The sequence below is a fragment of the Amycolatopsis albispora genome (assembly GCF_003312875.1).
Taxonomy (GTDB): domain Bacteria; phylum Actinomycetota; class Actinomycetes; order Mycobacteriales; family Pseudonocardiaceae; genus Amycolatopsis; species Amycolatopsis albispora.
This window is the reverse complement of record NZ_CP015163.1, coordinates 3556777-3569833: the sequence shown is the minus strand read 5'-3', so window position 1 is coordinate 3569833 and position 13057 is coordinate 3556777. Positions and strand designations below refer to the sequence as shown.

Genomic DNA, 13057 nt, shown 5'->3' with positions numbered 1-13057 from the left:
CGACCTGGGGTGGAGCACGGCATGCGCGGACCGGTTTCGGACGGCAGGCGGGACTACTGGCTGCCACTGGCGCTGATCGGGTTCCTGCTGCTCGCCGCGCTCGCGTTCGCGCCGCGGGAGGACTTCGGCTGGTTCGCCTACGCGCCGCAGGGCGAGAACGTGGCGGTCGCGCAGCTGTACGCCTACACCGGGGACCAGGGACTGGTCGCGCTGGAGAGCCCGCAGCCGTTCACCGCGTTCGGTGACTGGCCGGTCGGCGCGCTGCTGGTGTTCGCGCTGACCGTGGCCTGGTACGTCTTCCGCGCGAAGCCGCGTCCGTCGCCGTGGCGGGTCGCCCTGCTGGTGGCCGGCGGGATCGCGGCGATCATGGTGCTGTCGATCTTCGGCGCGGCGAGCTGGAGCCTGATCGACGAATCCGGCTTCGTGACCACCTTCGTGCTGCCCTTGGGCGGGCTCGGGCTCCTCGGCCTGGCCTGGGCGTACTTCGGCACCGGCCGCGGCCGTACGGTGGCGGGCTGGCTCGGCGGGGTGCTGGCCGGGCTGGCGGCGAGCATGCTGCTGGCGATGGCGTTGCCCGGCATGGACGACCTGCTCGTCTACACCGCCGGCCTGCTGGTGCTCGCCTGGCTGGAGCGCAGCCTGTTGCTCGTGGTGATCACCGTGGCGGCCGTGGTGGGCTCGTTGGAGGTGATCCCCGCGCCGCCCGGGCTGGTCCCCGGCCTGGTGCTGCTCGCCGGGGCGATCGCCGCGCTGGTCACCCGCCGTGGACAATGGCGTGGTGAGCGACCAGCCGATACCGCCTGAGGCCGAGCCGAGCGAGGGCACCGACACCACCGGCAGCACCGAGACCGCACCCCAGCCGAAGCGGCGGGTGCTGCTGCTCGCGGTGATCGCCGTGCTGGTGCTCGCCGCCGACCAGGTGACCAAGGCGATCGCGGTGGCCGAACTGGAGTTCGCCGAGCCGGTGCGGGTCCTCGGCGGGGCGGTCTACCTGCAGCTGATCCGCAACTCCGGGGCCGCCTTCGGCATGGCGTCCGGCATGACCTGGGTGCTGGCGCTGATCGCCTGCGCGGTGGTGATCGCGCTGATCTGGTTCGCCAAACGACTGCGCTCGCCGGGCTGGGCGGTCGGCCTCGGGCTGATCCTGGCCGGTGCGATGGGCAACCTGACCGACCGGCTGTTCCGCGCGCCCGGTGTGCTCCAGGGCCACGTGGTCGACTTCGTTTCGGTGTTCGCGCCGAACGGTGACGTGTGGCCGGTGTTCAACGTGGCCGACTCGTCGCTGTTCATCGGCTGCGGCCTGATCATCCTGCTGTCGCTGCTGGGCAAGGACTACGACGGCAAGACGATCCAGAAGAAGGCCAGGAAGTCGTGAGCGGGCGCATGCTGCCGGTCCCGGACGGCCTGGACGGGATGCGGGTGGACGCCGGGCTGGCGAAGCTGCTCGGGCTGTCCCGCACCGCGGTCGCCGAGCTGGCCGAAGCCGGGGACGTGCTGCTCGACGGCAAGCCGGCGGGCAAGTCCGACCGGCTCACCGCGGGCGGCCTGCTGGAGGTCACCCTGCCCGAGCCGCGCACCGTCGAGGTGGTCGCCGAGCCGGTCGAGGGCCTCCGGATCGTGCACGACGACGACGACATCGTGGTGGTGTCCAAGCCGGTCGGCGTGGCCGTGCACCCGAGCCCCGGCTGGACCGGGCCGACCGTGGTGGGCGGGCTGGCCGCGGCCGGGCTGCGCATCTCCACCTCCGGTGCCGCCGAACGCCAGGGCGTGGTGCACCGGCTCGACGCCGGCACCACCGGCGTGATGGTGGTGGCCAAGAGCGAGCACGCCTACACCGTGCTCAAGCGGGCGTTCAAGGAACGCACCGTGGACAAGGGCTACCACGCGCTGGTGCAGGGCCATCCCGACCCGACCAAGGGCACCATCGACGCGCCGATCGACCGGCACCCCCGGCACGACTACAAGTTCGCCGTGGTCGCCGGTGGCCGGCCGAGCGTGACGCACTACGAGGTGGTCGAGGCCTTCCGCGCGGCTTCGTTCGCGCACATCAAGCTGGAAACCGGGCGCACGCACCAGATCCGCGTGCACTTCGCGGCGCTGCGGCACCCGTGCGTCGGTGACCTGACCTACGGCGCCGACCCGGTGCTGGCCCGGCGGCTGGGGCTGTCACGGCAGTGGCTGCACGCCAGGACGCTCGGCTTCGCGCACCCCGCGGACGGGCGCTGGGTGGAGTTCGAGGCGGACTACCCCGAAGACCTGGCGGCGGCGCTGGAAAAGCTGCGCGCGGAGTCGTGACGCGCTTCCGGGCGGGGCTCAGTCGTGGCGTTCGGCTACCCGATCGCACAGCGGCACCCAGGTTCCGGCGGGTTTCCACGCCCAGTGGATGGTTTGCCGCCGGTTGTGCTCGCTGAAGGTGATCTCGGCCCGTTCGGTGTCCCCGGTGATCGTCCACCGGTTGCCGTCGGCGGTGAGCTCGTACTGGCGGTAGAAGCCGCCGTTGTCGAAGGTCCGCACCACGTAGCCGCCGGTACTGGGATCGACGCCCAGCAGGCTCAGCGTGTCGAAGTCCTGCCCGCCCAGGCGGGCCCGTTCGTCCTGGATCAGGAAGAACCCGCCGGTGTGCCAGCGGCCGGTGTGCGTGCTCGACCACGGTGTTTCGCCTGGCTCACCACCGGGGCCGACGTGCGCGACGCCGGTGGCGCGCCAGTCGCCGAGGAACACTTCGAGGCGGCGGTGGGCATCGGTGCGGAGGGGTCGCTCGGTCATGGTGTCCTCTCTCGCCCGCGGCCGGGCACGGTCGTCGCGGGCAGCTCCATCGGCAGCCCGAGCGCGGGGAACTGGGCTGGGCTGAGGTTGACGATTTCGGTGATGTGCTCGCCCGTGGTGCGGAGCACGGTCAGGCTGAACGCGCGGTGCGGGGTGGTGCCGGGAAGCCGGCCGTAGGTGGCGACCGCGGGCTGGTTGTTCACCCCGAACTCGACCAGCCGCAGGTCGAGCGCCATGCTGCCGTGCAGTGCCGGCGCCCAGGCGTCCACTGTGGTCTGGCGGCCCCGGTACCAGGTGACCTCCGGGGTGGCGTTGCCGCCGTGCGGCTGGTGGCTGACCAGGACGTCGGCGGCCAGCAGGGTCGCGATCGCCTCGTCGTCACCGGATTCGACCGCCTCGACATAACGCCGCACCAGAGCCGCCTCGCTCGCGGGCGGGGAACTCCGGCGCCACTCGGCCCGGTCAGGTCCGAGCACCGTCCGCATCGTCCGGCGAGCCCGCTGCAGCAACGCGTTGACCGCCGACGTGGTGGTGCCCAGCTGCGCGGCGACCTCGCCGGCCGGCCAGCCGGCCACGTCACGCAGGACCAGCACCGCGCACTGCCGTCCGGTCAGGTGCTGCAACGCCGCGACGAACGCGATCTCCAGCGACTCCCGCCCCACCAGCCGCTCGTCCGGCCGCGGGTCCCGCTGCGCCACCGCCTCGATCGCGTCCTGCGGCACGGCCTGCAACCACGGCACGGTGGCCGGTACCGGAATGGCGACGCCGTCGCGAACCGCGGTGGCCGCGACCAGTCGCCGCCGCCGCTCGTCCTTGACGCGCCTGGCCAGGCAGGAGTTGGTCGCGATCCGGTACAGCCAGCTGCGCACGCTCGCCCGTCCCTCGAACCCGCGGATCCCGCGCCAGGCCTGGAGCAGGGTGTCCTGCACCGCGTCCTCGGCTTCGTCGTACCGGCCGAGCAACCGGTAGGCGTGCAGGACCAGCTCCGGGCGGAACCGGTCGGACAGCCGGCCGAAGGCCTCGCCATCGCCGCGCCGGGCGGCCGCCACCAGCTCGCTGAGCTCCTCGTTTTCGGTCACACGAGGCAGAGTGCACGACCGCGGGAAAGTGTGCGGCCTAGGGCGTGTTTCACAAGTCTGTTCGATGGGCTTCGTGATCCAGGTGGTTCCTGGCGGTGCCGGGCGTTCGGCCTCGTACTGGGCGTACTCGGCCGAAGGCCCGGTGCCGCCAGGGGCCGCCTGGGCGCGAAGAGCGCGAACAAGACTTGTGAAACGCGCCTTAGTCCTCGATGGACCAGGTGAGGGAGCGTTCGTCCACTTCGGGCCGGGCGTTCCACCGCACCGAAACCACCCGCGTCGCCTCCGGCAGCACGTAGACGGTGTGCCCGCCCGCGGTTTCGCCGGGCTGCACGCCGATCCGGTGCGGTGGCCGCGAGGACAGCGAGACCGGTGCCTTGCCGATGGCCTTGCCGTCGGCGGTGATCAGCTCCAGGTAGTTGTCCGGCAGCGAGGCGAACGGGATCTGGCCGCGGTTGGTGATCTCGGTGTGCACCACCACCGCGCGCTCACCCGGCTCCAGGCTGTACCCGGCCGCGCTGAACAGGAAGTCCGCCGGGTCCTGCACCTCGAGCAGCTGCAGCGCGAGGCGTTCACCTTCCAGGCCCTGGGTTTCCAGCACCTCGCCCGCCTTCCCGGTGCGCCTGCCGGGCGGCACCGGCGCGTTACCGGACGGCGGCTGGTCACCACGCGCCCATGACGCGCTCTGCGGTGGACCCCAGGTGCTCATCACCGGGTCGGCCGACGGCGGTGGCATCGGCGGCCGGTGGACCTGCTGCGGCGGTTGCTGCGGGGGGCGCGGCGGCGGCTGGTACCGGCCGGACGGTGTGCCCTGCACCGCGTACGCCCCGCTCGGCACGCCGTACGCACCGCTCGGCACCCCCTGCACGCCCGGCCGTGGTGGCGGCGCGTGCACGTTGTACCGGCCGGACGGGGTACCGGCGACATTCGGCTGAGGCGGCGGCGCCTGCTGCGGCTGCGAGACGGGCGGGCGCGGCCCGGCACCACCGACCAGCGCGGCCCGCAGCCCGTTCGGATCGCTCTCCACGCCGACGAGCAGCGGCAACCCGCTGCCGGACAGCGCCACCAGCCGGTAGGCCACCTCGCGCGGATCCATGCCGACCTTGGCGGCGAGTTCGTGTACGGCCGTCTTGCCCACCTCGGCCAGCGCGGCGAGCAGGCGGGCATCCACGGGATCGGTCACGGCCACAGCCCGTCACGCTACCGCCTCGCCCGCCCAGGTTCGGACTAGGCTCGGGTCCACCACACCGAACCGACCATGGGGGCCGCCCGATGACCGAGGCCGTCGCACTCGCCGACGAGTTCACCGACCTGCTCTTCGAAGCCGAGCCGCTGATGCCGGTGCTGCTCGGGCTGGACCAGAACCGCCCCGGCATCGGGGATCCCAGCGCGGAGGCCGAGCAGGCACATCGGGCCAAGCTGGCCGACATCGCGGACCGCGCGGCCGCGGTGGACCGGTCCGCGCTCGGCGAAACCGACCGCGTCACCCTGGACGTGCTGATCAGCCAGGCCAAGGCGCACATCGACGGCATCGACGCCCGGCTCACCGAGTTCACCATCACCGACATGTTCGTCGCGCCCGCGGTGAGCCTGCTCACCATGCTGCCGATGATCACCGTGACCGAGGCCTCCGCCGAAGCGCACCTCGGCCGGATCGCGGCGATCCCGGACTACCTGGAGCGGGTCGCCGACCGGCACCGCGCCGGCGTGGCGGCCGGGCGCACCCCGGTCGCGCACCTGGTCGAGGCCGCGATCAAGCACCTGGACCGGTATCTGGCCGAGCCGTCGCAGGACCCGCTGCTGCGTCAGGCCGCGCCGGACGAGGAGTTCGAGCGCCGCCGCGCCGAGCTGCTGAAAACCGCCGTGCGGCCGGCGTTCGCCGCGTACCGGAAGGTGCTCGCCGACGAGATCGCGGCCCACGGGCGCCCGCTCGACCAGGTCGGTCTCAAGTGGCTGCCGGGCGGTGACGAGATCTACACCGCGCTCGCCCGCAAGCACACCACCACCGACCGCACCCCGGAGGACCTGCACGCCACCGGCCTGCGGCTGATCGGCGAGCTGGCCGAGGAGTACCGGGAGCTCGGCGGCCGCGTCTTCGGCACCAAGGACCTGGCGGAGATCTTCCAGCGGCTGCGCACCGATCCCGCGTTGCGCTGGGAAAGCGCCGACGAGCTGCTGGAGTCCGCGCGGGCCGCGATCACGCGGGCCGAGGCGGAGGCACCCAAGTGGTTCGGCCGGATCCCGCCGCAGCAGTGCGTGGTCGAGCCGGTGCCCGAGGCGGAGGCGCCCGGTGCCGCGGCGGCGTACTACCTGTGGCCGGCCGCGGACGGCTCGCGCCCCGGTACCTACTTCGCGAACACCCACCAGGCGACCGAGCGGTTCCGGCACATGTCCGAGGCGGTGGCCTTCCACGAGGCCATTCCCGGGCACCACTTCCAGCTCAGCACCGCGCTCGGGCTGGACCACCTGCCGCTGCTGCGCCGGGTCGGCGACTTCAACGCCTACTCCGAGGGCTGGGGCCTCTACAGCGAGCGGCTCGCCGACGAGATGGGCCTGTACTCCGGCGACGTGGCCAGGCTGGGCATGCTGAGCTGCGACTCGATGCGGGCCGGGCGGCTGGTGGTGGACACCGGGCTGCACGCGCTGGGCTGGAGCCGCCAGCAGGCGGTGGACTACCTGACCGAGCACACCCCGATGCCACCGGTGGAGATCGAGTCCGAAGTGGACCGTTACATCGCGTTCCCGGGCCAGGCGCTGTCGTACATGGTGGGGCGGCTGGAGATCCAGCGCATCCGGGCCGCGGCCGAGGCCGCCATGGGGGAGCGGTTCGACATCCGCGCCTTCCACGACCTGGTGCTCGGCGGTGGTGCGCTGCCGCTGTCCGTGCTGGACGCCGTGGTGACCGAGTGGGCGGCGAAGTGAGCGCCGTCGGGCAGCTGGCGGACGAGTTCGTCGAGCTGCACTTCGAGCACCAGCCGATGCTGCCGTTGCTGCTCGGCCTCGGCATCCCGGAGCGGCAGCTGCCGGACTTCAGCGCCGAAGCGCAGGAGGGCTACCGCACCAGGTACCTGGAGCTGGGCCGCCGGGCCGAGGAGGCGACCGCGGAAACCGCCGAGGAGGAGACCACCCGCCGGACGCTGGCCGCCCTCGCGCGGTCCGAAGCAGCCAGGATCGAGGCGCGGGTGACCGACTTCTCGGTCAGCGACATGCAGGTCGGCCCGGCGCAGCACCTGCTGCTGTTCCTGCCGGTGCCGTCGGTGGCCGACGAGGCGGGCGCCCGCGCCCACCTGGACCGGCTGCGCGCGGTGCCGGAGTACCTCAGCGCGGCGATCACCCGCCACCGCGCCGGGTTCGCCGACGGCCTGCGCGCGCCGGAGTTCCTGGTGGACGCCGGGATCGCCAGCGTGGAGCGCTACCTGAACGCACCGGACGACGACCCGCTGCGCCTGACGCCGGGCGTCGAGCTGCCCGGGTACGCCGAGGAGCAGGACAGGCTGCTCGCCGACGTGGTGCGCCCGGCGCTGGCCGGGTACCGCGATTTCCTGGCCGCCGAGCTGAAGCCGGGTGCGCGGGGTGCCGACCAGCCGGGCATCTGCTGGCAGCCGGACGGCAAGGAGCGCTACGCCGCACTGGCGAAGGTGTACACCACCACCGAGCGGACGCCGGAGGAACTGCACGCCACCGGCCTGGAGATGATCGCGAGCCTGGCCGAGGAGTACCGCGAGCTGGGTGCGCGCGTGTTCGGCACCGAGGACCTGCCGGAGATCTTCCGGCGGCTGCGCGAGGACCCGAAGCTGCGCTGGCGCGACGGCGAGGAACTGCTGGACGCCGCGCGGGCGGCCATCCGGCGGGCGGAAGCCGTGGCGCCGCAGTGGTTCGGCCGCATCCCGGAGCAGGTCTGCGAGGTCACCTCGATCCCGGAGTCCGAGGCCGAGGGCGGCACCATCGCCTACTACATCCAGCCGCCGCTCGACGGTTCACGGCCGGGTGTCTACTACGCGAACACGTACCGCGCCGAGGAACGGCCGCGGCACACGAGTGAGGCGATCGCCTTCCACGAAGCCGTGCCGGGGCACCACTTCCAGTTGTGCACCGCGCTCGACCTGGACCACCTGCCGCTGGTGCGGCGGATCATGTCGGTGGATTCGTACCTGGAGGGCTGGGGCCTCTACACCGAGCGCCTGGCCGACGAGATGGGCCTGTACTCGGACGACATCGCGCGCTTCGGCATGCTGACCCAGGACTCCATGCGCGCCGGGCGGCTCGTGGTGGACACCGGGATGCACGCGCTGGGGTGGAGCCGTCAGCAGGCGGTGGACTTCCTGGTCGAGCACACGCCGATGGCGCGGCTGGAGATCGAGCTGGAGATCGACCGGTACGCGGGCTGCCCCGGACAGGCGCTGGCGTACATGGTGGGACGGCTGGAGATCCAGCGCCTGCGCGCCGACGCCGAACGCGAGCTGGGGGAGCGGTTCGACATCCGTGCCTTCCACGACGTGGTGCTGGGCGCGGGCATCGTTCCGCTGCCGGTACTGGAACACGTCGTGCGAACCTGGGTCGCCTCCGTCTAGGCAACCGAACACGAATGTGGCTTTCGGGGCGAAATCCGCCCCGAAAGCCACATTCGTGTCCAGGCTCGGGGCGTCACAGGCCCGCGCGGTTGAAGTTGCGCACCGACAGGGGCGCGAAGACCAGCAGCAGCAGGACCGACCACCCCACCGAAGCCAGCACCGGGTTCGCCAGCGGCCACGCCACGTCCGGCCCGGTCGGGATGCCGGGATTCCCGAACAGCACCCGCAGCGCGGCGACGGTGGCGCTGATCGGGTTCCACTCGGCGATTACCGCGAGCCAGTCCGGCATGCCGTCCGTGGGCACAAAAACGTTCGAGATCATGGTGACCGGCATCAGCAGCGGCCCGACCCGCGACGCGGTCTCCTCCTTCTTGATCACCGAGCCGAGGAACACCCCGACCCACGAGACCGCGAAGTTCATCAGGAACAACACCCCGAACCCGGCCAGCGTCATGCCGATCCCGTTGTGCGCCCGCCAGCCGAAAGCCAGCCCGCACAACGACATCACCACCACACCGGTGGCGCCGACCAGCAGGTCGGCCGCGGTCTGGCCGAACGGCACCGCCGCCCGCGACATCGGCATCGAGCGGAACCGGTCCATCACGCCGAGCCCGTTGTCCTTGGCGATCACCGTCAGCGTGCCGGCGATCGACATGGTCAGGCTCATCACGAACAAGCCCGGCATCAGGTACTCGCGGTAGTTCGCGCCGTTGTCGATCGGGATCGCGCTGCCGAAGACGTACCCGAACAGCACCACCGCGACCAGCGGGAACGCCAGCCCGGCGATCACCTGGCCCGGGCTGTGCTTGAGCTTGAGCAGGTTCCGGTAGAACACGGTCAGTCCGTCGTGCACGGTGAACCGCAGCTTCGACCACTGCGGCTGGTCCAACGTGGTCATGCGCGGGCCTCCGCCACGGGCTGGGTGCGGTGGGTCAGGGTGAGGAACACTTCGTCGAGCGTCGGCGTGCGGCGGCCGATGTCGGCCACCTCGATCCCGGCCATGTTCAGCCAGCGCAGCACGTCGGGCAGGCTCAGCGTGGCCGAGCCGGTGGCCACGCTGACGCGGCGCTCGTCGGGGTCGACGTCCGGGGCGGCGCGGGCGATCTCGGCCATCGCCCTGGCCGCGCGCATCAGGTCGGCGGTGGGCGCGACCACCACGTCGAGCCGTCCGCCGATGCGGGACTTGAGCTGCGCGGGGGTGCCCTCGGCGATCACCCGGCCGGTGTCGATCACCGCGATCTTGTGCGCCAGCTGGTCGGCCTCGTCCAGGTACTGGGTGGTCAGCAGCACCGTGGTTCCTCCGGCCACCAGCGTGCGGACGGCGTCCCAGATCTCGTTGCGGCTGCGCGGGTCGAGGCCGGTGGTCGGCTCGTCGAGGAACAGCACGGCCGGCCGGATGATCAGGCTGGCGATCACGTCGAGCCGCCGCCGCATGCCGCCGGAGTAGGTCCGCACCTGCCGGTCGGCGGCGTGCGTGAGGTCGAACTGCTCGAGCAGCTCGGCGGCGCGGCGCGCGGCCTGCTTGCCGGTCAGGTGGAACAGCCTGCCGAACATCCACAGGTTCTCGCGGCCGGTCAGTTCCTGGTCCACCGCGGCGTGCTGCCCGGCCAGCCCGATCCGGCGGCGGACCTCACCGGGCTGGGTGGCCACGTCGCACCCGGCGATCCAGGCGCGGCCGGCGTCCGGCTTGGTCAGCGTGGTGAGCACGCGGATGGTGGTGCTCTTGCCGGCGCCGTTCGGCCCGAGCAGGCCGTACACGGTGCCCGCCGGAATGCTCAGGTTCAGCCCGGACAGCGCCTCGGTCTCGCCGAACCGTTTCCGCAGGCCCTCCGCGACCACGATCGGCTGGTGCCCTGGTGCGTACATCCCGCTGACCTCCGAAAGCCACAGACCGGGTACGTCGTACGCAGAGGCTAGTCAACTGGGTACGACGTACGCAACAATGATTCCCCCAGTCTTCGAGGAGGAAGATGCGGCCAATGAGCGAGCCCAGTGCCCCGTGGAACATCTGGATGCGGCCCGAATGGAGCGGCCGCGGCCCGAAGCCGTCCTACAGCCGGGCGCAGATCGCGGACACCGCCATCCGGCTCGCCGACGCCGACGGCATCGAGGCGCTGTCCATGCGCAAGGTGGCCGCGGAGCTGGGCACCGGCGCGATGACCATCTACCGCTACGTGCCGAACAAGGAGGAACTGCTCGAGCTGATGATCGACCAGTGCTTCGCCGGGGCGGAGCTGCCGCCGCGCACCGGTGACTGGCGGGCCGACATCAGCGAGCTGCTGCGCGGGCACCGGGCCACCCTGCTGCGGCACCCGTGGCTCAGCCGGATGACCGTCAGCCGCTCCAGTGCCGGGCCGAACATGTTGCGCCGCATGGAGTTCGGCATGTCCATTTTGGACAAACTGGGGCTGGGCACCGGGTCGGTGCTGGAGACCTTCCTGGTGCTGGCCGCCTGGGTCTCCGGTTCCACCGACGCCGAGCTGGCCGAGCGCGAGGCACGCCGCCGCTCCGGCGCGGACCGCGACGCCGCGCACGCCGCGATCGCGCCCTACGTCGAGCAGGTGGTGGGCAACGGCGAGTACCCGTATTTCGAGCGGACCGTGCGCGAAGGCGGGTTCCGCAGTCCGGAGGAACGCTTCGAATCCGCCCTGAAACTGATCCTGGACGGAATCGAAGCGAACCTGCCGGGGAAGTGAGCTACTTCGCGTACAGCGTCTCGATGTCGCCGGCGTAGTTCTTGGTCACCACGTTGCGCTTGAGCTTCAGGCTCGGCGTGACCTCACCACCGGCCTCGGTGAAGTCCTGCGGCAGGATGACGAACTTCTTGATCGACTCCGCGTGCGAGACCAGGCGGTTCGCCTCGTCCACCGCGGCCTGCACCTCGGCCCGCAGGTCGGCGTCGTCGGCCAGCTCGGCCACCGTGGCGCCTTCCGGCTTGCCGTGCTGGCTCTTCCACGACGGGAAGTACTCCTCGTCGATGGTGATCAGCGCGCTGATGTAGGGCCGCGCGTCGCCGACCACCATGGCCTGGCTGATCACCGGGTGCGCCTTGAGGCTGTCCTCGAGCCCGGACGGGGCGACGTTCTTGCCGCCCGCGGTCACGATGATCTCCTTCTTGCGGCCGGTGATCTTGAGGAAGCCGTCGTCGTCCAGCTCGCCGAGGTCGCCGGTGTGGAACCAGCCGTCCTTGAGCGATTCGGCGGTGGCCTCCGGGTTGTTCCAGTAGCCGGAGAAGACCACCTCACCGGAGAGCAGCACCTCGCCGTCCTCGGCGATCCGCACCGAGGTGCCGGCGATCGGCCTGCCGACGGTGCCGACGCGGAAGGCGGCCTCGGTGTTGACGTTGGAGGCCGCGGAGGTCTCGGTCAGCCCGTAGCCCTCGAACACCGGCACGCCGATGCCGCGGAAGAAGTGCGCCAGCCGCGCGCCCAGCGGCGCCCCGCCGGACACCGCCGCGATGCACCGGCTGCCCAGCGCGGCCCGCAGCTTCGAGTAGACCAGCTTGTCGAACACCGCGTGCTTGACCCGCAGCCCGATGCCCAGCCCGCCGCTGTCCTTGGCCTGGCTGTAGGCGACCGCGGTGGCTTCGGCGGCGTCGAAGATCTTGCCCTTGCCGTCGCCGTGCGCCTTCTGCTTCGCGCCGTTGTAGACCTTCTCGAACACCCGCGGCACGGCGACCACGAACGTCGGCCGGAAGGTGCCGAGGTCGGCGACCAGGTTCTTCACGTCGGAGGTGTGCCCGAGCGTCACCCGCGCGGTCACCCCGGTCAGCGCCAGCGCCCTGGCCAGCACGTGCGCCAGCGGCAGGAACACCAGCAGCGAGTTGCCCTGCTCCATCAGCTGCGGGAAGGCCTGGATCGCGCCCTGGATCTCCGAAAGCAGGTTGTGGTGCGTCAGCTCGACGCCCTTCGGCCTGCCGGTGGTGCCCGAGGTGTAGACGATGGTGGCCAGGTCGGCCGACTTCACCGACTTGCGGCGCGCGTGCAGGTCGTCGTCGCTGATCCCGGCGCCCAGCTTGCCCAGCTCGGCGAGCGCCGGGGTGGCGCCCTCGATCTGCCAGGCGTGCTCCAGCGAGCCGAGCCGCGAGCGCACCTCCTCCAGCGTGGCGTGGTGCTCGGCGGTCTCCACAAAAACCGCCTTGGCCTGCGCGTCGGAGAGGATCCAGTGCACCTGCTCGGCGGCCGAGGTGTCGTAGATCGGCACGGTGACCGCGCCGGCCGCCCAGATCGCGAAGTCGAGCAGGGTCCACTCGTAGCGGGTCTTGGACATCAGCCCGACCCGGTCGCCCGGCTCGATCCCGGCCGCGACCAGGCCCTTGGCCGCGGAGAGCACCTCGGCGGCGAACTCCCGCGCGGTCACGTCGAGCCACGACCCGTCGACCAGGCGCCGGAAGCTGATCACGTCGCCGAAGCGCTCGGCGTTGGACCACACGACGTCGGCGAGGCTCTCCTCTTCGGACACCTTCCGGGCAGCGGGAGCGCTGAATTCGCGCACGTAGACCTCCGAATCGACCACCTGCGTTGGTGTTACTCGCGGGTTAACCTAGCTTGCGTAGTCCGGATTGGCCACGGTGGGCGCACGGTCGTTACGCCGTGTTGTCCGCTCGGGGGACGACCCCCGGACCCCCGAACCGCCTTGACATGA

12 protein-coding genes are annotated in these 13057 nt (G+C 71.6%); 6 read left to right on the top strand and 6 right to left on the bottom strand.

Annotated features, from left to right (window positions below; genetic code table 11):
* The first annotated feature begins 21 nt into the window (after positions 1 to 21).
* From A4R43_RS16600 to A4R43_RS16590, 3 genes are read left to right on the top strand one after another with little or no spacing between them, the layout of a single operon-like run.
* Positions 22 to 804, top strand: coding sequence for a hypothetical protein (locus A4R43_RS16600; RefSeq protein ID WP_113693154.1), 783 nt, complete (start codon positions 22 to 24; stop codon positions 802 to 804).
* A complete protein-coding gene (lspA, locus tag A4R43_RS16595) occupies positions 779 to 1375 on the top strand; it encodes a signal peptidase II (protein ID WP_472240950.1) in 597 nt (198 codons plus the stop codon). The genes A4R43_RS16600 and lspA overlap by 26 nt, the downstream gene beginning before the upstream one ends.
* Entirely contained in the window at positions 1372 to 2295 is a 924-nt protein-coding gene (locus A4R43_RS16590) for an RluA family pseudouridine synthase (protein ID WP_113693153.1), read from the top strand. Before lspA ends, A4R43_RS16590 begins: the two co-directional genes overlap by 4 nt.
* 18 nt (positions 2296 to 2313) lie before the next feature.
* On the opposite strand, the gene A4R43_RS16585 is transcribed toward A4R43_RS16590, so the two are convergent.
* The 3 genes from A4R43_RS16585 to A4R43_RS16575 all read right to left on the bottom strand — a co-directional run bounded on the left by A4R43_RS16585 (position 2314) and on the right by A4R43_RS16575 (position 5031).
* Positions 2314 to 2766 (bottom strand): DUF1579 family protein, encoded by a 453-nt coding sequence (locus A4R43_RS16585; protein WP_113693152.1) that lies wholly within the window; start codon positions 2764 to 2766, stop codon positions 2314 to 2316.
* Positions 2763 to 3845 (bottom strand): RNA polymerase subunit sigma-70, encoded by a 1083-nt coding sequence (locus A4R43_RS16580; protein WP_162788495.1) that lies wholly within the window; start codon positions 3843 to 3845, stop codon positions 2763 to 2765. Before A4R43_RS16580 ends, A4R43_RS16585 begins: the two co-directional genes overlap by 4 nt.
* A gap of 199 nt (positions 3846 to 4044) precedes the next feature.
* The gene (locus A4R43_RS16575) at positions 4045 to 5031 is read right to left on the bottom strand and encodes an AsnC family protein (protein WP_113693150.1); all 987 of its coding nucleotides are present in this window, start codon (positions 5029 to 5031) and stop codon (positions 4045 to 4047) included.
* A gap of 83 nt (positions 5032 to 5114) precedes the next feature.
* On the opposite strand from A4R43_RS16575, the gene A4R43_RS43315 reads away from it, so the two are divergent.
* Together A4R43_RS43315 and A4R43_RS43310 are read left to right on the top strand one after the other, a co-directional pair.
* On the top strand, positions 5115 to 6764 hold the full coding sequence (locus A4R43_RS43315; RefSeq protein ID WP_113693149.1) for a DUF885 domain-containing protein: 1650 nt from the start codon (positions 5115 to 5117) through the stop codon (positions 6762 to 6764).
* Positions 6749 to 8413: a DUF885 domain-containing protein gene (locus A4R43_RS43310; RefSeq protein ID WP_236809064.1), complete on the top strand. Its 1665-nt coding sequence runs from the start codon at positions 6749 to 6751 to the stop codon at positions 8411 to 8413. The genes A4R43_RS43315 and A4R43_RS43310 overlap by 16 nt, the downstream gene beginning before the upstream one ends.
* Positions 8414 to 8486: 73 nt before the next feature.
* Here A4R43_RS43310 and A4R43_RS16560 read toward each other — a convergent pair whose 3' ends face one another.
* Positions 8487 to 9311 (bottom strand): ABC transporter permease, encoded by an 825-nt coding sequence (locus A4R43_RS16560; RefSeq protein ID WP_113693148.1) that lies wholly within the window; start codon positions 9309 to 9311, stop codon positions 8487 to 8489.
* Positions 9308 to 10279: an ATP-binding cassette domain-containing protein gene (locus A4R43_RS16555; RefSeq protein WP_113693147.1), complete on the bottom strand. Its 972-nt coding sequence runs from the start codon at positions 10277 to 10279 to the stop codon at positions 9308 to 9310. Before A4R43_RS16555 ends, A4R43_RS16560 begins: the two co-directional genes overlap by 4 nt.
* A gap of 113 nt (positions 10280 to 10392) precedes the next feature.
* On the opposite strand from A4R43_RS16555, the gene A4R43_RS16550 reads away from it, so the two are divergent.
* Positions 10393 to 11109, top strand: coding sequence for a TetR/AcrR family transcriptional regulator (locus tag A4R43_RS16550; RefSeq protein WP_162788494.1), 717 nt, complete (start codon positions 10393 to 10395; stop codon positions 11107 to 11109).
* 1 nt (position 11110) lies between these two features.
* Here A4R43_RS16550 and A4R43_RS16545 read toward each other — a convergent pair whose 3' ends face one another.
* Positions 11111 to 12907, bottom strand: coding sequence for an AMP-dependent synthetase/ligase (locus A4R43_RS16545; RefSeq protein WP_113697656.1), 1797 nt, complete (start codon positions 12905 to 12907; stop codon positions 11111 to 11113).
* Positions 12908 to 13057: the final 150 nt, after the last annotated feature.

Bases quoted from the DNA above. Each gene is read 5' to 3' on its own strand.
- A4R43_RS16585 (WP_113693152.1), bottom strand. From the start codon at position 2,766: ATGACCGAGCGACCCCTCCGCACCGATGCCCACCGCCGCCTCGAAGTG.
- A4R43_RS16550 (WP_162788494.1), top strand. From the start codon at position 10,393: ATGAGCGAGCCCAGTGCCCCGTGGAACATCTGGATGCGGCCCGAATGG.
- A4R43_RS16555 (WP_113693147.1), bottom strand. From the start codon at position 10,279: ATGTACGCACCAGGGCACCAGCCGATCGTGGTCGCGGAGGGCCTGCGG.
- A4R43_RS16560 (WP_113693148.1), bottom strand. From the start codon at position 9,311: ATGACCACGTTGGACCAGCCGCAGTGGTCGAAGCTGCGGTTCACCGTG.
- A4R43_RS43315 (WP_113693149.1), top strand. From the start codon at position 5,115: ATGACCGAGGCCGTCGCACTCGCCGACGAGTTCACCGACCTGCTCTTC.
- A4R43_RS16600 (WP_113693154.1), top strand. From the start codon at position 22: ATGCGCGGACCGGTTTCGGACGGCAGGCGGGACTACTGGCTGCCACTG.